Source organism: Psychrobacter sp. FDAARGOS_221, assembly GCF_002313155.2.
Taxonomy (GTDB): domain Bacteria; phylum Pseudomonadota; class Gammaproteobacteria; order Pseudomonadales; family Moraxellaceae; genus Psychrobacter.
Genome location: NZ_NWFK02000001.1, coordinates 3,049,982 through 3,070,772, shown reverse-complemented (window position 1 = coordinate 3,070,772; position 20,791 = coordinate 3,049,982). Strand labels below are relative to the sequence as shown.

15 protein-coding genes are annotated in these 20,791 nt (G+C 42.6%); 10 read left to right on the top strand and 5 right to left on the bottom strand.

Features of this window, described 5'->3' with window-relative positions; genetic code table 11:
• The first annotated feature begins 187 nt into the window (after positions 1 to 187).
• The 7 genes from ahcY (at position 188) to A6J60_RS12895 (ending at position 11,659) form a co-directional block, all read left to right on the top strand.
• Complete coding sequence (ahcY, locus tag A6J60_RS12925; protein WP_096066339.1) at positions 188 to 1,594, top strand: adenosylhomocysteinase; 1,407 nt, start codon at positions 188 to 190, stop codon at positions 1,592 to 1,594.
• Between the two features lie 238 nt (positions 1,595 to 1,832).
• The gene (gene metF / locus A6J60_RS12920; RefSeq protein ID WP_096066338.1) at positions 1,833 to 2,687 is read left to right on the top strand and encodes a methylenetetrahydrofolate reductase [NAD(P)H]; all 855 of its coding nucleotides are present in this window, start codon (positions 1,833 to 1,835) and stop codon (positions 2,685 to 2,687) included.
• Between the two features lie 108 nt (positions 2,688 to 2,795).
• Positions 2,796 to 3,680, top strand: a complete 885-nt coding sequence (locus A6J60_RS12915) for a 16S rRNA (uracil(1498)-N(3))-methyltransferase (protein WP_096066337.1) — start codon at positions 2,796 to 2,798, stop codon at positions 3,678 to 3,680.
• A gap of 687 nt (positions 3,681 to 4,367) precedes the next feature.
• Positions 4,368 to 6,161 (top strand): acyl-CoA dehydrogenase C-terminal domain-containing protein, encoded by a 1,794-nt coding sequence (locus tag A6J60_RS12910; protein ID WP_096066336.1) that lies wholly within the window; start codon positions 4,368 to 4,370, stop codon positions 6,159 to 6,161.
• Positions 6,162 to 6,290: 129 nt separating this feature from the next.
• Entirely contained in the window at positions 6,291 to 8,075 is a 1,785-nt protein-coding gene (locus tag A6J60_RS12905) for an acyl-CoA dehydrogenase C-terminal domain-containing protein (RefSeq protein WP_096066335.1), read from the top strand.
• 260 nt (positions 8,076 to 8,335) lie between these two features.
• Positions 8,336 to 10,831, top strand: coding sequence for a site-specific recombinase (locus A6J60_RS12900; protein WP_096066334.1), 2,496 nt, complete (start codon positions 8,336 to 8,338; stop codon positions 10,829 to 10,831).
• 93 nt (positions 10,832 to 10,924) lie between these two features.
• Entirely contained in the window at positions 10,925 to 11,659 is a 735-nt protein-coding gene (locus A6J60_RS12895) for a glucose 1-dehydrogenase (RefSeq protein ID WP_096066333.1), read from the top strand.
• A gap of 163 nt (positions 11,660 to 11,822) precedes the next feature.
• Here the strand turns inward: A6J60_RS12895 and A6J60_RS12890 are convergent, their stop codons facing one another.
• The 3 genes from A6J60_RS12890 to pdxA form a co-directional block, all read right to left on the bottom strand.
• Positions 11,823 to 12,656 carry a symmetrical bis(5'-nucleosyl)-tetraphosphatase gene (locus A6J60_RS12890; protein ID WP_096066332.1) on the bottom strand — a complete coding sequence of 278 codons (834 nt, stop codon included), beginning with the start codon at positions 12,654 to 12,656 and terminating at the stop codon, positions 11,823 to 11,825.
• A gap of 213 nt (positions 12,657 to 12,869) precedes the next feature.
• Positions 12,870 to 13,787, bottom strand: a complete 918-nt coding sequence (rsmA, locus tag A6J60_RS12885; RefSeq protein WP_096066331.1) for a 16S rRNA (adenine(1518)-N(6)/adenine(1519)-N(6))-dimethyltransferase RsmA — start codon at positions 13,785 to 13,787, stop codon at positions 12,870 to 12,872.
• 76 nt (positions 13,788 to 13,863) lie between these two features.
• The gene (pdxA, locus tag A6J60_RS12880) at positions 13,864 to 14,997 is read right to left on the bottom strand and encodes a 4-hydroxythreonine-4-phosphate dehydrogenase PdxA (protein ID WP_096066595.1); all 1,134 of its coding nucleotides are present in this window, start codon (positions 14,995 to 14,997) and stop codon (positions 13,864 to 13,866) included.
• Between the two features lie 767 nt (positions 14,998 to 15,764).
• Between pdxA and dnaB the strand changes: the two genes are divergently transcribed.
• The 3 genes from dnaB to A6J60_RS12865 all read left to right on the top strand — a co-directional run bounded on the left by dnaB (position 15,765) and on the right by A6J60_RS12865 (position 19,566).
• Positions 15,765 to 17,204 (top strand): replicative DNA helicase, encoded by a 1,440-nt coding sequence (dnaB, locus tag A6J60_RS12875; protein ID WP_096066330.1) that lies wholly within the window; start codon positions 15,765 to 15,767, stop codon positions 17,202 to 17,204.
• Positions 17,205 to 17,599: 395 nt separating this feature from the next.
• On the top strand, positions 17,600 to 18,649 hold the full coding sequence (locus A6J60_RS12870; RefSeq protein ID WP_096066329.1) for a threonine aldolase family protein: 1,050 nt from the start codon (positions 17,600 to 17,602) through the stop codon (positions 18,647 to 18,649).
• Positions 18,650 to 18,765: 116 nt separating this feature from the next.
• Complete coding sequence (locus A6J60_RS12865; protein WP_096066328.1) at positions 18,766 to 19,566, top strand: enoyl-CoA hydratase/isomerase family protein; 801 nt, start codon at positions 18,766 to 18,768, stop codon at positions 19,564 to 19,566.
• Between the two features lie 141 nt (positions 19,567 to 19,707).
• Here A6J60_RS12865 and A6J60_RS12860 read toward each other — a convergent pair whose 3' ends face one another.
• A complete protein-coding gene (locus A6J60_RS12860) occupies positions 19,708 to 20,133 on the bottom strand; it encodes a PACE efflux transporter (RefSeq protein WP_227526154.1) in 426 nt (141 codons plus the stop codon).
• 114 nt (positions 20,134 to 20,247) lie between these two features.
• Positions 20,248 to 20,673: a PACE efflux transporter gene (locus A6J60_RS12855; RefSeq protein ID WP_096066326.1), complete on the bottom strand. Its 426-nt coding sequence runs from the start codon at positions 20,671 to 20,673 to the stop codon at positions 20,248 to 20,250.
• Positions 20,674 to 20,791 lie beyond the last annotated feature (118 nt).

The following is a 20,791-nucleotide window of genomic DNA, read 5'->3' as shown; positions in this document are numbered from 1 at the left end:
GCCGAGAGGTGTTGCATCAGTTGCTTTAGCAATTGTCAGGCTCGGTTAGCCATCTTTTATAACATCTTAGAACACAAGCATAGCTTTTATTGATTTAGCTTTTAGTGAACTCTCTTTGTCGATGGCAAACAACGACACCTGCGTTTCTTTCCCCCTTAATTTATTTTTTCACACCAAGGAGCTCGAGATGGACGCAGTGTCTAATATCGATTCAAGTTTTACAGATTATAAAGTAGCTGACATCAGCCTAGCCGATTATGGCCGCCGTGAAATCTCACTAGCAGAAGCAGAAATGCCAGCGCTAATGGGCCTACGCAAGCGCTACAGTGAGCAACAGCCTTTAGCCGGTGCTAAAATCCTAGGTTGTATTCACATGACCATTCAAACCGCGGTACTGATTGAAACCCTAGTGGCATTGGGTGCTGAAGTACGCTGGACCTCATGTAATATCTTCTCTACTCAAGACCACGCTGCTGCGGCAATGGCGGCCAATGGTATTCCAGTGTTTGCTTGGAAAGGCGAAACCGAAGAAGAATACGAGTGGTGCTTACGTCAACAGTTATTCGTTGGCGGCGAAGAAAATGGCGAGCTGTGGGATGCCAACCTAATTTTGGATGATGGCGGTGACTTAACGGCACTAATCCACAATGACTACCCACAAATGCTTGACACCATCAATGGTATCTCAGAAGAGACCACTACTGGTGTGCATCGTCTGATCGAAATGTTAAACAAAGGTACGCTAAAAGTACCTGCGATTAACGTCAATGACGCGGTAACTAAGTCTAAAAACGACAACAAATACGGCTGTCGCCACAGTTTAAATGACGCCATCAAGCGTGGTACTGACATGCTACTTGCTGGCCGCCGCGCTCTAGTCATCGGTTATGGTGACGTGGGTAAAGGCTCAGCACAAAGCTTACGTCAAGAAGGTATGATTGTACGTGTTACTGAAGTTGACCCAATTTGTGCCATGCAGGCCTGTATGGACGGCTACGAGCTAGTATCGCCATACATTGATGGTAACAACACCAACTCAGCAGAAGGCATCAACACTCGACTACTACAAGATACTGATTTAATCGTTACCACCACTGGTAACTATCATGTGTGTGATAAACACATGTTAGCCGCGTTAAAATCAGGCGCTGTGGTTTGTAACATCGGTCACTTTGATACTGAGATTGATACTCAGTTTATGCGTGACAACTGGCGCTGGGAAGAGATTAAGCCGCAAGTACACCAAGTATACCGCTCAGAAGAAGATGGCGACTACTTAATCTTATTGGCTGAAGGCCGCCTAGTTAACCTTGGTAACGCCACTGGTCACCCATCACGTGTGATGGATGGTTCATTTGCCAACCAAGTATTGGCACAAATGTATCTTCATGAGCAAAATTTCTCTGAGCTTCCAGCAGATGAGCGTGCAAACGGCCTATACGTAAAAGTATTACCGAAGAAACTTGATGAAGAAGTGGCTGCCGCTATGGTTGCCGGCTTTAATGGTGTCATGACTAAGTTAACACCAGAACAAGCGGACTATATTGGAGTCCCTGTTGAAGGCCCATTCAAGCCTAATGACTATAAATATTAATAGACTATTAATATTAAAAGTTAAACACTAAGACGCTAAAGGATTAAGGATTAAGGATTAAGGATCTTAATCACTTAACGAGTACTTAACAACTAAAAGTACTAACCTTAAACCATTTTAGTATTTAACAAGTCAAAATAAACCGTTTACCCTAAGCTGAGAAATTATCATTAATTTCTCAGCTTATTAGTAAGGGCTATAATATTTAAGCGTTATTTATTTTCATCAAGGACAGGGTATGAGCAAGCCGCAATTTTCTTTTGAGTTTTTCCCAGCTAAAACCGATGAGGGTGTTGAAAAACTGTGTCACACCTTTGATGCACTTAATGAATTAGCACCCAGTTATTTTTCAGTGACTTATGGCGCTGGTGGTACCACTCGTGAGCGCACCTTGGGCATCGTTGGTACCCTTCGATCACGTGCTAATACCCCCATTGCACCACATATCTCATGTATCGGTGATGACAAAAACGAAATCGCCAAGCTGCTAGACTTTTATAAGTCAATTGGTATTAATCGCATGGTAGCGCTACGTGGTGACTTACCGTCAGGTCAGGTTGGCATGGGTGAATTACCGTTTGCTGTAGATTTGGTACGTTTTATCCGTGAACATTCTGGCGATCACTTTCAAATTGAAGTGGCAGCCTATCCTGAAATGCACCCGCAAGCCAAAAGCTTTGACTCAGACATTCAAAACTTAGTGAATAAATTCGAAGCCGGTGCCAACTCTGCCATCACTCAGTTTTTCTATAACGCAGAAAGCTATTTATACCTACGTGATGCTTTAGAAAAGCGCGGTGTTGATACTGACAAGCACAAACTGGTCGCTGGCATCATGCCAATCACCAACTCTAGCAGCTTAATTCGATTTGCCGACAGCTGTGGCGCTGATATCCCACGCTTTATTCGCAAGCAGTTAGCCGATTATGGCGACGATCGTAAAGCCATCCGTGAGTTTGGCTTTGAAGTGGTACACCGCTTATGTGAAGTGCTTATTGCTGAGGGCGTGCCTGCACTGCATTTTTATTCTATGAACCGAATAGAGCCAAACAAGCGCTTGGTCGAGTCTTTAGGATTAACCACTCAAGCATAACTGCTTAGTGGTAAATTTTAAGCTAAACCACAGCCAACCACTTATCAACATTATCTAGCTATCTAGCATCTTTTATCAACACAGCTTATCAATAATAAGGCATCCGGTATGCGCCGTTTTTTTTATCCCGCTCAGCAGCTGTCCGAACAACCAGACCACTTAGGTTTACAACAGTTGCCTATTAATACTGAGCTTACTCTACCCGATGATGTGTATCATCATTGGTGCCGTGTACTGCGTGCCAAAGTTGGGGAACAAAGCGTATTGTTTGATGGCTTAGGCGGTGAGACTGTGGTTGAGTTAGTGGCTGTTGATAAAAAAACTGCCACTGCTCGCGTCCTATCTCATGATGCTACTGATAACACCTCTGCCTATTACAGCACCATTGCCTTGGTGATGAGTCGTGGTGACCGCATGGATTATGCCATCCAAAAGGCCACAGAACTTGGGGCAACCGCCATTCAACTGCTAAGCAGTCAGCATGGTGAGGTGCGCCTAAAAGCCAATCAAGTAGACAAAAAATTAAATCATTGGCAGCAAGTGGCGCTATCTGCTTGTGAGCAATGTGGCTTAAACCGGCCACCTTTGGTGCTGTCACCGTTATCCATTGAAGACTGGTTACAACAAAACGTTGGTGACTGTCACTCTAGCGTCAGCTACTTGCTAGATGATGATTATTATCAAACTTATTTCAATCTATCATCTCTTGCCCTTGTGCTAGCCGTGCCTAGCCAACAAGAGCAAGCTACCCTTAATGCCAATCAGTCCATCAAACAGCATTTAGCTGAATATCACAATAAAGCAGCACTGCCGCGCTTTGATTTATTGATCGGTGCTGAAGGCGGTTTATCTGACAATGAATATCAGCTGTCACGCCAAGCCAATTACTTACCTTGGCAGCTTGGCAATCGTGTGTTACGTACTGAGACCGCACCAGTTGTGGCCTTAGCGACTTTAATGACTATGGCAAATGATGCTAATGGCGATGTCTAATTACCCTCGCTAATGGATTGAGGCTTAATGGATTGAGTTGTCATGACGAGATAAGTTAGACAAGCCAAATAATTCAAATTTCACCAATAACACCGGTTATCGTTAGTAGATACCGGTTTAAATTTCCACTCTTACTAATCCTCAAATCAACCTTCAAATTACCCCTCAAATCACAGGCTAAAACCTTTAGTCGATAATACAAAATGTGTTAAACAACGCATTTTTTTGTATTTCAATATTTTATTTGTGACCCATAAGTCTTTGCAAACGCTTGTAAAATAACGGCCTAACTACTATCTTTTGTTGTGAAAAATGTTATCTATACCCCTTCTTTTATCTTCTTTTGTTTAGGGTAAGACGACATTTGATTAACGGTTCTGTTAAATCAGATGCAAGTACATGAGCGATAAGTCTATGAACAATAAGTCATTAGGGTGCTAATCCAAGACTTATAAAAGCTAATGCTTAACAGTGACAACACCTAATAACTAAAAGCAGGTCGTCACCACTTAAGACATGTAGCCTTAACATTACCCTCATAAAATTTGCATTTAAGTTGAATCCTATTCAGTCATTTCAGCCCATTTGCTTAAATAAAAATTGACTGTTTAAGCAGCAGATTTGGTATGAAACGGACAGATTTTTAGGCGGTTACATTAACCCACAACATATCTTAAGGATAGCCACATGCAGTATAAAACCCCTCTTCGTGACATGCAGTTTGTTTTACATGAGCTTTTAGACAGCACTACGCACTATCAAAGCTTACCTCAGTACGCAGAAGTTGAGCGTGACATTATTGACAGCTATATTGAAGCAGCTGCTACCTTTGCAGAAAATGAAATTGCCCCACTAAACCGTAGTGGTGACGAAGAAGGTTGTACGTTTAACAATGGTGAAGTGACCACGCCTAAAGGCTTTAAAGAAGCGTACAAACAATACTGCGAACTTGGCTTTGCAGCACTTGCTGCCGAAGAAGAGTTTGGCGGTCAAGGCATGCCATTCTCACTAGGTACTGTCGTAAACGAAATTATGGGCTCAGCCAACTGGTCATTCTCTATGTATCCAGGCCTATCACATGGTGCGATTGCTACTCTTGAGCACCATGGTACCGATGAGCAAAAAGCCATCTATTTAGAAAAAATGGTTACTGGTGAGTGGTCAGGTACCATGTGCTTAACCGAAGCCCATGCCGGTTCAGACTTAGGTATTATTCGTACTAAAGCTGAGCCAAATGACGACGGTACTTACAGCATCACTGGTCAAAAAATCTTCATATCAGCCGGTGAGCATGATATGACTGAGAACATCATTCATATCGTATTGGCTCGCCTACCTGGCGCGCCTGCTGGTACCAAAGGTATCTCATTATTCATCGTACCAAAAGTAAATGTAAACGCTGATGGTAGCCTAGGTGAGCGCAATGGCGTGACTTGTGGCTCAATCGAACACAAGATGGGTATTAAAGCCTCAGCCACTTGTGTGATGAACTTTGACGGTGCGACCGGCTACCTAATTGGCCCAGAAAACCGTGGTCTAAACTGCATGTTCACTTTCATGAACGTTGCTCGTATCGGTACTGCAGTACAAGGTTTAACCGCATCAGAAGTGGCTTTCCAAGGCTCACTTGAGTACGCTAAAGAGCGTCTGGCCATGCGTTCACTATCCGGTGCTAAAGCGCCAGATAAAGTAGCCGATCCTATCATTGTTCACCCAGCGGTTCGCAACATGCTATTAACTGAAAAAGCATTTGCTGAAGGCGGTCGTGCGCTAGTGTATTACTTAGCCATGTTCGCTGACGTCGTTGCTAAAGGCACTGGTGAAGAACAGCAATACGCTGATCAAATGTTGTCATTATTAACCCCTATTGCCAAAGCCTTCTTAACAGAAACTGGTTATGAAGCAGCCAACCACGGTGTTCAAGTATACGGCGGCCATGGTTTCATCTCTGAGTGGGGTATGGAGCAAAACGTACGTGACACGCGTATCGCATGTCTATACGAAGGTACTACTGAAATTCAATCTTTAGACCTATTAGGCCGTAAAGTATTGGGCTCACAAGGCAAAATGTTGGCCAACTTCACTAAAGTTATCCATAAATTCTGCAAAGAGCATGAAGACGATGACTCAATGGGTGAATTTGTACGTCCATTAGCCAAATTAAATACCGAATGGGCTGACTTAACTGCACGTATTGGCATGCAAGCCACTCAAAATCCTGACTCAGTAGGCGCAGCTGCAGTAGACTACATGTACTTCAGCGGTTACGTAACCCTTGCTTACTTATGGGCTCGCATGGCGGCTGTTGCTAAGAAAGCATTGGCTGACGGTACCACTGAAACTGGCTTCTATGATGCCAAAATCAAAACTGCTCAATTCTACTACAGCAAACTATTACCACGTACCCGCACTTACTTAGCGCGTATTGATTCGGGTGCTGAGCCATACATGAGCATGGATGTTGATCAATTTGCATTCTAAGCCACACTATTCGATGCTATAGAATTAACGCAATAAGTGCTACCATTAGGTGGTGCTTATTGCGTCGCAACTCACTGTATAGCAACCCATTGATTCGTTACTCATTCTAATAATTTAAAAGGAATAACCATGGCAATTTACAATCCACCACTTGATGAAATGCGCTTCATGCTGAACGACGTTTTTGACGTTGAAAAGTTCTGGCAAGCCAATGAAAATCTAGCCCATGTTGATATGGATACCGTCAATATGGTACTTGAAGAGATGGCAAAACTATCTAAGAACGTATTATTGCCATTAAACTGCTCTGGTGATGAAGAAGGCGCAACCTACCATGGTGATGGCGTAGTAACTACACCTGCCGGCTTTAAAGATGCGTTCAAACAGTACGCAGAAGCAGGTTGGATTGGTCTAGGTGGTGATCCTGAATACGGCGGTCAAGGTTTCCCAAAAATGGTCACCATGCTAACCGAAGAAATGGTATTCACTACCAACCAAGCTTTCGCGCTATACCCTAACCTAACTGTTGGTGCGACGCTTTGTTTATTAGCTTCTGCGTCTGAAGAGCAAAAACAAACCTATCTTGAAAAAATGTACAGCGGTGAATGGGCAGGTACCATGTGCTTGACCGAGCCACATGCAGGTACTGACTTAGGTATTATCAAAACCAAAGCCGAACCACAAGATGACGGCAGCTACCTTATCTCAGGTACTAAAATCTTTATTACTGGCGGTGAGCATGACCTAGCCGACAACATCGTACACTTAGTATTGGCGAAAACACCAAATGCACCAGCGGGTTCAAAAGGCATCTCACTATTCCTAGTACCTAAGTTTATGGTTAATGAAGATGGTAGCCTAGGCGAGCGTAACACGTTAGCAGCCGGCTCTATCGAACACAAAATGGGTATCAAAGGCTCAGCAACTTGTGTGATGAACTTTGATAACGCTAAAGGCTGGATGGTTGGTGAAGAAAACACCGGTCTGGCTTCTATGTTCGTCATGATGAACTATGAGCGTGTGACTATGGGTCTACAAGGCCTAGGTGGTACTGAGCTTGCGTATCAAAATGCCGCCGCTTATGCCCTAGACCGTACTCAAGGCCGTAGCGACCTAGGTGTTCAAAATCCTGATAAAGCAGCTGACAGCATCATCCATCACGCTGATGTGCGCCGCATGCTATTGAACGCGCGTGCTAACGCTGAAGCATCACGTTGTTTCGCTATGTACGTTGCTAAGCAATTAGATGAGTCTAAGTTCAGTATTGATGAGGACAATGCTAAAGCAGCTGCTGCGCATGTTGCTCTATTAACACCAATCGCAAAAGCTTTCTTAACCGACAAAGCGTTTGAAGCAGCGGTAGACAGCCAGCAAGTATTCGGCGGTCATGGCTATATCCGTGAATGGGGTATGGAACAGATCGTTCGTGACACGCGTATTTCTCAGATTTATGAAGGCGCTAACGGTATTCAGGCCCTTGACTTGTTAGGTCGTAAAATCGCTCGTAACCAAGGCAAATACTTAGAAAGCTTCCTAGCTGAAATCCGTGAGTTTGTGGCCAACATGAAAGCAGACCACGAAATCAAGCAGGCTACTTTAGATGCAGCTAGCGTGATCGAAGAACTAACCACAACTGTATTAACCAACATCAGCACTCGTAAGACTGAAATCAACGGCTGTGCAGTGGATTACTTACACGCGATGGGCTACCTATGCTATGCGTTCATGTTTGCGATGATGGTTGAAGCGGCACACGACAAAGAAGGCGAGTTCTATGCTAATAAGCTAAAACTAGCCACTTACTTCGTTGGCCGTATCTTACCACGCATCAAAGCACACGCTGATATGGTAAGAACCGGTAGTGAGCCTATGATGGACTTTGATATTTCGTACTTTGAACAAAATATCAGCTAAATGATTTAACAATATCGCTTATAATAGTCTGATAACGTTACAAAAAGACAGCTCATTGAGCTGTCTTTTTTGTCAAAATAAGAGGTTATTTATCAGGTGTATATGGTATCTGATGACCGTTATGCCTGCTCATTAATGATGTAATAAATTATTATAAATTCACAAAAAATTTAAAACGGTTATATAATTAGCATCAAAACGATTGAGTTTTTTAAAGATTTGACTAACGTCTATTAATTTAATCAATTAAGGGTGTATAAGTGGCAGAATTAAAAGATATTTTGCAAAAAATAAATGCACTAGGTGACACTCCTGAGCCATTTTTATTAAAGAAGCTGATTGACACCCTGCGGGTATCAGAGACTGAATTTAAAAGAAATCCAGACTGCACCAATGAACAGTTACGTAATCTAAATGCCCTACTTCGCCAGCACCCTGAGTATGCTAACGGCTTAGCTATTTTCATCCTGACCCTGTTGAACAAGTATCACCGTATGTCGTTATATACCGATACCGGTATCTTGTCGGATCATAGCTTCTCAAGCAGCTTAATGCGCTTAGTGGGACACCGCTTTGTGCCATTATTACCAGAGGATAACTCTATCGTAGAGCTGGTCGCTTATCTGTTTGATGGCAAACATGATGAAGATTGGCTAGCCAGTATTGATTTAAGCTTGTGGCATGAGTTAATTGAGCTGCTGATGGTTGATGATGCCCACTCAAATCTAGTCGCCACTGCCAAAAACAACATTCTAAATGCGATGGTAATCTTGTCCTATCGGGTCAGCGGCATCGGCTTACATCCTGACTTGATGAAGTCCTACCCTCAAATGCTCGACTATTCAGCCGCCTTCGTTGCACAGAACCAAGAAGCGGTACTGTTTGCCAATGAATACCGTGAGATGCATCAGCTAGACAGCTTTGCGGATGTCATACCCAAACAAGCCACCGACCTTGCGCCACTGTTTGTGATGCTCGAGCAATGTGACAATATCGTCAATATTGTGCGCAAGCGTATTTATAAAACTGGTATCTCAATTCGCTTAACCAATATGCTACTGCGCTTAGAGCAAAGTCTAAAGCGGATGCATATCCTTGGCTACTTACTCGGTGACGATTCTAAAAAACGTGATAAGGCGGTGATTGAGCTGACTCAAGCCATTATCGTCAGTGTAAAAAGACGCTATAGTATTGGCTATTTGATTAACAACAATACCAAGCTGTTATCGCGCAAGATTACTGAGAACTCAGGGCGTGTCGGTGAGCATTATATTAGTACCGATAAGTCGGGCTATATCAAAATGTTTAAGATGGCCGCAGTCGGTGGCTTTGTGATTGCCTTTATGGCGACTATAAAAATCTTGTCCTACGACCTTGATCTTGCACCGATGAGCCGAGCCTTTGTTAATAGTATGATATACGGCTTAGGCTTTGTGTTTATTCATATTATTCACGGTACGGTTGCTACTAAGCAGCCTGCGATGACCGCCGCTGCCATTGCTTCTACCATCTCTGATAGCTCTGGTAAGAAGTCCCATCAGCTGGCTAAGCTCTCTGAGCTGATGGTTGATATCGTCCGTACCCAGTTTATTGCCATTATGGGTAACGTGATGATAGCGATGCCGCTTGCGCTATTAATCTCATTTTTGTGGTTGCAGCAGTTTGGTACTCCGATGATAGATACTGCACAAGCTGAGCATTTGCTGCATGATTTACATCCATTTCATTCATTAGCCCTGTTCCATGCCGCCATCGCTGGTGTGTACTTATTCTTGGCTGGTCTGATTGCTGGTTACTACGACAACTTGGCGTTATTTAATAATATTGGCGAGCGTATTGCCCGTCATAAGCTATTAGTCAAAATATTACCGGTACATTGGCCAGAGCGCTTAGGATTGTTTATTGAGAATAACCTAGGCGCCATCATGGGTAACTTCTTATTTGGTGTGTTCCTAGGCAGTACCGCAACCGTTGGCTTCTTATTTGGTATGCCGCTTGATATCCGCCATATCGCGTTTGCCTCTGCTAACTTTGCACATGGCGTGTTTAATATTCCAGGAGATGATTTGACGCTTGGCGTTATCATGATTTCTCTGCTGGGTGTGGCATTAATTGGTATCATCAACTTAATGGTGAGCTTCTTCTTAGCGATGACCGTGGCGCTACGTTCAAAAGGGGTACAAATACCTGAGTGGAAAACCATCAGCAAACTGATGACCACCCACTTAGTCACTCAGCCAAGAGACTTTATCCTACCCCGTCCTGAGCCGATGCATTATGCAGAAATCGACAGCGATGGGCACATGATTCATGAAGAAAGCAGCAAGTCTCAAAAGCACAAACTGTTCCCCAAACATTTTGCGGTGCGTCGTCTGGCTAACATTAAGGTATCCGCCGAAACGGTTGCTGCTGATCATAAGGCAACAGATACCAAAGACAACACTGCGACTAAGCCTAATCAGCAGCAAGAGTTAAAAGAGAAACTCAAAGACAAACAGCAGTCAAACTCTAAGCCAAAAAGCAATTTGCCTGCTACTTTAGAGACCGATGATTATGCGGTAGCCTTAAGTCATCTAAAGTATGATTATGTCGATGAAAAATATCATGCCATGAGCTCAAACCATGAGTCAGGCAGTGACAATAAAACTACTGATGAAGTTGACTGCGCTAAAGCAGAGACTGCTAAAGATAAGAAAACCAAAAATGCTAAAAAACCGTTACCAAAACCCAAAAATCCACCTAAGCTTCCTGAATAGTATGGTTAATAATTATTCTTATAAGACGACCAAGTAATCTTAAAAAGAGCCTATAACGACTCATTAATAACCATTAAACCATAGGAGTTAGTCATGTCTAGATTACAAGATAAAGTCATTATCATTACCGGTGCCGCCCAAGGTATGGGCGAGAGCCACGCCCGCTTATGTTTACAGCACGGTGCTAAAGTGGTGTTAACCGATATTAATGCAGAAAAAGGCGCTGCGCTAGCCGCTGAGCTGGGTGACAATGCTTTATTTATCAAACATGACGTGACTAATGAGCAAGATTGGCAACAGGTGATTGAACAAACTGAAGCCCACTTTGGCCCCATCAATGTTTTGGTTAATAATGCCGGCATCACCATGGCCAAATCGATGCTAGAGACCTCACTTGAAGACTATCGCCGCATTTTAGAGATCAATCAGGTGTCTGTATTCTTGGGCATGAAGGCGGTGGTGCCTTCAATGAAAAAGACCGAAAATGGATCTATTATCAACATCTCATCTATTAATGGTCTGGTCGGTGGCGCCATTGGTTATACCGATTCTAAATTTGCGGTCAGAGGCATGACCAAGGCCGCCGCTATTGAGCTGGCCAACTATGGCATTCGTGTTAACTCTGTCCATCCTGGCGTTATTGCTACCCCTATGATTATGCAGGGCGATACCAAAGATGCGGTTGAGCAGTTCGCGAAAAGCATTCCTTTAAAGCGAGTTGCTCAGCCAGAAGAAGTCAGCGGCATGGTGCTATTTTTAGCATCAGATGATTCAACTTATTCAACCGGTTCTGAGTTTGTGGTAGATGGCGGCTTAACTGCTCAGTAGCCTACCAGCCTAGCACTTAGCCTGCCAACCAACTTTACAAACCCTTATTAAATGAAATAAAAAAAAGCCAGTGATGACAACTCACTGGCTTTTTTGTTTATTCGATAAAACAGAAATAAAGCACGCTAAACTTAATCAAGACTGGCCGGAATAGCTGCAGATATTATTTTGGACATTTGTCAGAAGTGGTAAATACTTTGCCGTCACTGAGGCGATAAGCCAGCAAACTATTACCCCACACACAGCCTGCATCAAGTGCACGTGCATGTGGCAAATCAATCTCTGCTTTTAATGCCGCCCAATGACCAAATAAAATCTTGTGCTTACGCTCAACTTCCCAATCAAACCAAGGTGAGAAATCTTTAGGCATTTCGTCAGACAAGCTTGACTTAAAGCTAAGCTCTAATGTGCCGTCTTGTTTACATAAGCGCATGCGCGTTAAATAATTGGTAATCGCACGAATCCGTGTAAAGCCATGTAGACTCTCTGACCACTCATCGGCATCATTACTATACAGGTGCGGCAATACCCTATCTAACTGCTTAAGACTGCTTGAAAGTTGCACTTCTACTTCACGAGCATAACCTTTAGCCTGTTTAACACTCCAATGCGGCGGAATTCCTGCGTGTACCATCACCGTATCTTTATTAGGCATCAATAATAATGGCTGCTTACGTAACCAGTCCATCAGCTCAGTGCAGTCTTCTGCTTCAAAGATGGGACGGGTTTTGTCTTTGTCCTTTAAAGGTGCAAAACCACGCCATACCGCAATCAAATTAATATCATGATTACCCAATACGGTTTGCGCAGCGCCCTGCTCACACAACTGCTTAACATGACGTAAAGTAGCCAATGAATCCTCACCGCGCGCCACAATATCCCCGACAAACCAAATCTTATCTTGATTAGGATCAAATTGTATTTTGTCTAAGAGATCAACAAAAGCAGCGTAGCATCCTTGCAGGTCCCCGATTACATACTCGGCACGATAAGTCATATAATTACTCTAGTCTCATATTATTTTAGTTAAAAATACCTTGTAAACATTACTTTAGGGTATATCATCCGCAATACTGATATCAAATTCCAATCAGTATTATGTTTAATAACTTTAATTATTAACAGCTCTAATTACCCAATACTTAAGTGACTGGGACATTAAAACAACTGCTTATTTTACAGCTGATAAATAGATACAGATACAACTCATTTATTCTGATTGATTATCTTCTTCAGCTTGCTGTTGTTGCTTGATATTCACCACATTGCTTAATGCCACAAAGTCTTTTACATCCAACGTCTCTGGACGCGCACTTGATGATATGCCAATGCTTTCAAAATCGGCATCAGTTAAGGTTGGCATTAATGAAGATTGTTTGAAAATGGCACGCAAGGTTTTGCGGCGATGGTTGAAGGTCTCACGTACTACCAAGGCAAACAGTTTCTCATCTTCAGCGACCACAGGTTTTTGTTGATGCGGACGTAAGCGAAACACAGCACTGGTTACTTTTGGCGGCGGATTGAACGCACCTCTAGGTACAGTTAATAAATACTCAGTTTCGCAGAAGTACTGCATGATGACTGACAAGCGACCATAAATCTTGCTGCCCACTTCTGCGGTGATACGCTCAACCACTTCTTTTTGCAGCATAAAGTGCATATCTTCAATGATATCTGCGTAGTCAAGCAGCGTAAATAATAATGGCGTAGAAATATTGTATGGCAGGTTGCCCACAATACGCAGCTTCTTGCCAGCCGTGCTTTGTTCAGCATCTGGCTGTTGATACAGGCTGGAATAATCAAAATGCATCGCATTGGTATTGATAATATTAAAGTTAGGATGACTGTTGGCGCCAATTCTAATACGTAAGCTACTTGCCAAATCTCGATCCAGCTCAATCACTGTCATGGCATCTACTTGCTCAAGTAACGGCTCAGTCAAGGCGCCCATACCTGGACCAATTTCGACCAGATTGTCGTCTTTATTGAGACCAATACTGTCTACAATTTGAGAGATAACACTGGCGTCATGCAAAAAGTTTTGACCAAAACGTTTACGTGGTTGATGTTTGGCTGCTTTTTGTAAGGTGCCATGCAAAGGATGTTTGCTAGAATTTGATTGTGTCATAAGGTCTTAATTATCAATTATAAAAGGATTTAGTTTAGCATAATTAGCCCGCAATCAGGCCGGCAGATGTATAAATTTAACGCAAATCAGGCACGGTTGCATTGGCCATATCAGATGCCATAGTCAATGCCTGCCACAGGCTATGGCTATTTGCGACTTGCTTGATATCATCGACTTGGCCATTTTGATTGGCTTCTGGCTTAACCGGATGACCGGCCAAATCAAGCGCGGTACCATGATCGACTGAGGTACGAATGTAAGGCAGACCCAAGGTCAAATTAACCGTATCGCCAAAGCCATGTGATTTTAATACCGGCAAGCCCTGGTCATGATACATGGCAAGCACCGCATCACACTGCTGCAAATGTCTGGGCGTAAATAAGGTATCAGCAGGCATCGCTAATGACAAATCCATGCCTTGTTGCTGAAACTCACGCAGTACTGGATTGATAATATCAATCTCTTCTGTACCCAAATGACCATCTTCTCCAGCGTGTGGATTTAATCCACAAACCAATACTTTAGGCTGAGATAAGCCAAATTTTTGTTTTAAATCGGCCATTAAAATTTGTATGGTTTTTTGTAGGTTTTCAGTAGTAATAGCCGCTGCTACCTGACTTAATGGTAAGTGAGTAGTGACTAAAGCCACTTTCATGGCGGCATTGGCCAACATCATCACCACTTTGTCGCAGCCACTTTGTTGCATAAAGAATTCAGTATGCCCAGTAAACATACTGCCATCAGCCAGCGTAATACCCGCATCTATCAGAACCGACTTTTGCAGTGGCCCTGTCACGATTGCAGCAGCAGACCCTGATATCGCCAATTGGTGCGCCAGTTTTAATTGGTTAATCACCATCTGCGCATTTTGTACATTTAACTGACCCGCTGTCACTTGTGCTGCACAAGGTACATCAATCATATAAAAGCGTGGCGCAGCATTATCTGACTCGTGTGTAGCCAGTTGCTCACTGATATCCTGTTCACTATCAATACGCTGCCATAGGTTGGGATACTGCTCAAATATCTGCTCGCCATAGATGGCCTGTGCACGCTGCTTTAGCACAGTCTCATCGGCCAACACAATAACTGGATGCTCTAACGCTTGCAGCTTACCCTGCACCGCCAGTTGTAGCACAATATCCATCCCTATGCCGGCAGGTTCACCGGTGGTGACTACTAATGGCTTTTTCGATGGTGTGATGCTCATCTTATTATTTGGCGCATTGCGCTTATGCTTATGATTATTTGCTGTATTGGTCATCTAAGTTGCCTTTTATAGCTATATTTTTATCTTAATTTGGGGTTTCTTTTGATTTGATTGATTTACTTTATATAACGGAGTCTGTTTATTTAACAGAGTCTATTTATTTAAATGAAACTGTTTATTTAATACATTCGCTTTATTTAACTGATATGCTTAATTAACGTAAGTAAAACGGATGGTTAAACGGGTGCACTTATATATGAGTACGTAGGACAATGCCGTTTTAGTTATTTGGGCTTTATGCTACACTTATCAGTTCCCTATAAAATGCGTCATGCTTTAATTTTTCACTTGTTTTATTGCTGCATGCCGCCACTTTATCATAAACAATAACACAATCGATATCACTGCAAGATAAGTCTGATTGTTGTGACCAAACAAGCCACTATACTATTAGCAGAAATGACAACCGTTAGGGCCAAATTAAAGCCTATAAATGACAAACGTATTAATCGCTCCAATATGACATGACGTTTGAATGCAAATAGCTAAAACTCATTAAATCTATTAACCTAACACCATAGCACCATCCCTTTTTTCCACAGGTTCTACTGGTGATTGAATACTATTAATCATATCACTGATATTAAACCTAGCTCTTTAAACCCAACAGATTAAACCGAATACGTTAAAGTAAATACATTAAAGCAAATACAGCGGCACCCATTAACAGCCCCATTAGTTATCCAATTTAAAAAGACAAGTACCCTATGGCAGACAGCAACAAAAAAAGTGACAAAAAAGACAATAATGATGCAGGCTTAACCGACTTACTCAGCCAGCAGCCGCCGCATAATATCGACATCGAAAAAGCACTGATCGCCTCGCTAATGAGTATCGAAGAGTCTTTTGAGAAGGTGTCTGATATCGTCTCTCAAGATGATTTTTATGCCGGACGTCATCAGCATATCTTTGCGGCGATTTCACATCTAGCGATGGTTGGCGAACCGTATGATACGGTGATGGTGCATGACTGGCTAAGCTCGCAAAAGCTGCTAAAACAAGCCGGAGGTGAAAGCTATCTTGCCGATATCCTGACTCAAAGCCCGGGTACCTTATTTAACCTGACCGCCTACGCTCAGCGTGTGCGTGAGCTGTCGACATTGCGTCAGTTAATTACCACGGGTAATGAAATGCTAGCGCTCGCTTATGATCCAAGAGAGCGTGGCGTCAGTGAAATTCTAGATACTGTTGAGTCTAAGATTTTCGCTATTAACGAGCAGCATAACAAGCGTGCTGAGCAACGTGGACCGGCGGATATCAACTCGGTATTGGCCAATGTTATCGAGCAAATCGATGAGTTAAAGAACAACCCAGATGGCATGATTGGTCTGCAAACCCCTTTCACTGAGCTCAATAATAAAACTCAAGGCTTGCAAGCGGGTGATTTGATTATTGTCGCCGCCCGTCCTTCTATGGGTAAGACCACTTTTGCGATGAACTTAGCTGAAGGTGTGTTATTCCATGAAAACCTGCCAGTAGTGGTGTTCTCAATGGAGATGCCCGCAGAATCAATCGTGATGCGTCTGCTCTCTTCTTGGGGCCAAATTAACCAAACCAATTTGCGCTCAGGTCAAATGAATGAAGATGAGTGGGCACGTATGATGAACGCTGTGACCCACTTGCAAGAAAAGCACTTATATATTGATGACAGTACTGCCTTACCGCCTTCAGAGCTGCGCTCACGTTGTCGCCGTATCGCCAAAAACCATGATGGACGCTTGGGCTTAATCGTAGTCGACTATTTGCAGCTGATGAAAGTACCCAGCTTAAGTGGTAACCGTGTGGAAGAGATTTCTGAGATTTCACGTAGTTTGAAAGCCTTGGCTCGTGAATTGAACTGCCCAGTGATCGCTCTATCTCAGCTTAACCGTAGTCTGGAAAACCGTCCCAACAAACGCCCCATCATGTCTGACTTACGTGAGTCAGGTGCGATTGAGCAGGATGCGGATTTGATTACTTTTATTTATCGTGATGAGGTTTATAACGAAAACTCTGATCTAAAAGGCGTTGCTGAGATTATCATTGGTAAGCAGCGTAACGGTCCAATTGGTACTGTGCGCCTAGCATTCGAAGGTCAATACACGCGCTTTATTAACCTAACACCAGATCACTTCATGGCCGATGCTGCCTTTGAAGCGGATGAATAATGATATGAATCTAATTAATAACCTTAAGCTGATTGATAAAAAGCTAGCTAACTTAATAAAAAATAGCTGAAAAACTAGCAAGTTAGTGTTTAAAATAACGCTAACCCTTTATAATTAAAAAACTTATTTATTGTTGTACCTTTATTATTTTTTATTGTACTTCTTCGGCCTGTTTTGATACCAAACTTAATGTACACATATCGTCTGTACACCCCTAGTCATAGTGTTATAAAACAGTTAAGTTGTACCCTTGCCACGTCTAATTTGGTCGTATTCGCACTTGGTTACCCTGTATTTTGACAGCTTTATATGACGTTGACTGTATTAAGTGGCGTATCTTAAAACAGGCTTTTTTTGTGACAGACCAATCCCCAACAGAGAGTTAAAATCCCGTCATGTATCAGTTTTTGAATGATTATAGCGAAAGCGCCCATCCCGACATCATCGCCGCCTTACAAGATAGCCACCTACAACAACATAAAGGCTATGGCTACGATGAGTTCTCAGCCAAAGTCCGCAATACTGTTCAGCAGCAACTTGGCAACTCAGATATTGCCATTCATTTTGGCATTACTGGTACTCAAGCCAATTTAGTCTGTATCGATGCTATGCTCGACTCCATCGATGGTATTATCGCCTGTGACACAGGACATATCGCTGTTAATGAAGCAGGCGCAATTGAAGCGACCGGTCACAAAGTGATTTTAGCGCCATCAACCAATGGAAAGCTCACCATTGAAGCGTTACGTAAAGTTCGCATGCGTCACAGCTTCGCCCCTCATGTGGTGCGTACCAAAGCGGTCTACATCTCTAATACCACTGAGCTTGGTACTGTGTATAGCTATGAAGAGTTAAAGGCTATCTCTGAGTTTTGCCGCGAACATGACATGTATTTATTTATGGATGGTGCACGTTTAGGCGCTGCCATCGCCAGCTATCATGACAATCCAGACCAGCGTAATGTCACTTTGGCCGACTTTGTAGAATTAACCGATATCTTTTGGTTTGGCGGAACAAAGATGGGCGCCATGTTCGGTGAAATCTTAATCATTCCTAACGAGCAGATTGCCGAAGACTTTAATATTTATCTCAAGCAGCATGGCGGCTTATTGGCAAAAGGTTATTTGCTAGCGCTACAGTTTGATGTGTTATTAAAAGATGATAAATATCTTGAGCTGTGTCGTCACGCCAATACGATGGCTGCTCAGCTATCGCAAGGTATAGTTGACTGCGGCTTAGAGCTGTTTGTACCGACCCAAAGTAATCAAGTATTTGCTAAAATGCCCAACACCTTGATCACCCACTTAAAGACTGAGTTTGACTTCTATGAATGGGAAGCCGTAGACGATGAGTATAGTATCGTCCGCTTGGTCACCTCGTGGGCAACCCTACCCGATCAAGTGGTAAAATTCTTAACCATGCTTAAACAGCAGACAATGAGCTAGACCTTTATTTCAACCTATCAGTTATTTACAATTTAAAGCGTTATTTATAATATAAACAGCCACTTAAATATAAACCGTTCTAGCACTTATATTTTATTAATCGCAGGATATCGATTATGACCCAGTCTCAGTCTCTCGTTTTGTATAGCGTTGAAAATAATATTGCTACCATTACGCTAAATGATCCAAAAAGCCTAAATGCTTTTAGCACGCCTTTAAAAAACAGCGTAATGGAAGTGTTAAATAAAGCCGAAGCTGATGATGAGGTACGTGTCATTATCCTGCAAGGTGCTGGCGGCAACTTCTCAAGTGGCGGCGATATCAAAGAAATGCTGTCTAACGGCATGGACAAAGACAGCTTATCAAATACCTTAAAAGGCATGGTTGAAGGCGCTGGTGAAGTTAGCTTAAAGCTGCGCAAAGTGCACAAACCTATCATCGCAAAACTTGAAGGCGCCGTTGCCGGTGCTGGCATGAACTTAGCCTTGACCTGCGACTTCCGTGTAAGCAGCGACACCGCTAAATTCTTACAAGCCTTTGTACACATCGGCTTAGTACCTGATGCAGGCGGCGTATATTTGTTAAACCATCTGATTGGACCGGCTAAGACCACTGAGCTTATTATGCTAGGTGAGAAGATATCTGCACAGGATATGGATGACTTAAACCTACTTAATCAAGTGGTTAGTGCTGACGAGTTAGATGATGCGGTAATGACATTGGCCACTCGCTTGGCTTCCCTGCCCGCCACTGCTTTGGCAACCATGAAGCATATGCTGAATACCCATGCCTACTCTGGTCTTAATGAGGCGTTAGACATGGAAGTATTACAGCAAGCTCGCTTGGCCAAAACCGATGACTTTATCGAAGGCATCACGGCTTTCGTTGAAAAACGTAAGCCGGTTTACAATAAGTAGCGCTTACTTCAAATATCCATTTTAATTCATACGATACAGACAATAAAAGCTCCTTTATTATAAAGGGGCTTTTGTTATCGTCACAAATCACTGGTTAAAGCATGGAAATAATGGTTAAGGTATAAATAACAATTACTTAGACTACTGCTGATTAGACAGTGGAAAAATCTTATCAAATATCAAAGTAAATACAAAAGTATAAGCTAAGAAAAATAGCAACAAACCTATTATCGTCATAAACGCTTCATATACCCCAACGTCATACCAAATCATATAAAGCGGTAGGCAAACTAAAATCAGCCCACCCTCAAAACCGACCGCATGTATACTGCGAACCAACAGCGTACGCTCTTGGTTTTGACGCCGACGCTCCCACGCCTCAAATGCTGTGTTATAGATAAAATTCCAAATCACAGCGGCCAGCGACACCATCACCGCCACCGGTAATGATTCCATCGTCTCACCGCCATTAATCCACATTAAAATATACGTGGACAAAATAATAGCGACTACTTCAAAGACTATCACATACACTAAGCGACGCTTGAGCGGGGATAAATAAATCAAAGCCCTCTCCATAAAATTAAAGACACTACATCAAACTAAAAATGATAACTCTATTGTGAAATCATAAAAATACAACTCAGTAGTTCTCTTTTTAATAGAGCATTATGATTGTGATTATGACTGATTGGGTAATGCAAAAATTTTGTCAAATATCAGGGTAAACACAAAGGTATAAACTAAGAAAAACAACAGCAATGCTGCCTCCATCATAAACGCTTGATACAGGCCAACCTTGTACCAAATCATATATAGCGGTAAGCAAATTAAGATTAATCCGCCCTCGAAGCCTATTGCATGCATGCTACGAATTAAAAACGTGCGCTCGTGATTTTGGCGTCGTCTCTCCCACGCTTCAAACCCAGTATTAAATATAAAATTCCATATCACTGCCGTCACCGACACCATCACTGCAACCGGTAATGACTCCACTGCCTCACTATTGCTTAGCCACATTAAGATATAGGTCGACATGATGATGGCAATAATCTCAAAGACAGTCACATAGACTAAGCGACGTTTTATTGGGGATAAATGGATCAAGATACTCTCCTGGTTCTTTATCTTCTGCTATTAAATTAAGCAACCATTCTACTGAGTTATTTTATTAATCTTGCCTAGTATAGGTTTTAAATAGGTATAGTAATAAAGCGGCAATATA

Bases quoted from the DNA above. Each gene is read 5' to 3' on its own strand.
- ahcY (WP_096066339.1), top strand. From the start codon at position 188: ATGGACGCAGTGTCTAATATCGATTCAAGTTTTACAGATTATAAAGTA.
- metF (WP_096066338.1), top strand. From the start codon at position 1,833: ATGAGCAAGCCGCAATTTTCTTTTGAGTTTTTCCCAGCTAAAACCGAT.
- A6J60_RS12915 (WP_096066337.1), top strand. From the start codon at position 2,796: ATGCGCCGTTTTTTTTATCCCGCTCAGCAGCTGTCCGAACAACCAGAC.
- A6J60_RS12910 (WP_096066336.1), top strand. From the start codon at position 4,368: ATGCAGTATAAAACCCCTCTTCGTGACATGCAGTTTGTTTTACATGAG.
- A6J60_RS12905 (WP_096066335.1), top strand. From the start codon at position 6,291: ATGGCAATTTACAATCCACCACTTGATGAAATGCGCTTCATGCTGAAC.
- A6J60_RS12895 (WP_096066333.1), top strand. From the start codon at position 10,925: ATGTCTAGATTACAAGATAAAGTCATTATCATTACCGGTGCCGCCCAA.
- A6J60_RS12890 (WP_096066332.1), bottom strand. From the start codon at position 12,656: ATGACTTATCGTGCCGAGTATGTAATCGGGGACCTGCAAGGATGCTAC.
- rsmA (WP_096066331.1), bottom strand. From the start codon at position 13,787: ATGACACAATCAAATTCTAGCAAACATCCTTTGCATGGCACCTTACAA.
- pdxA (WP_096066595.1), bottom strand. From the start codon at position 14,997: ATGAGCATCACACCATCGAAAAAGCCATTAGTAGTCACCACCGGTGAA.
- dnaB (WP_096066330.1), top strand. From the start codon at position 15,765: ATGGCAGACAGCAACAAAAAAAGTGACAAAAAAGACAATAATGATGCA.
- A6J60_RS12870 (WP_096066329.1), top strand. From the start codon at position 17,600: ATGTATCAGTTTTTGAATGATTATAGCGAAAGCGCCCATCCCGACATC.
- A6J60_RS12865 (WP_096066328.1), top strand. From the start codon at position 18,766: ATGACCCAGTCTCAGTCTCTCGTTTTGTATAGCGTTGAAAATAATATT.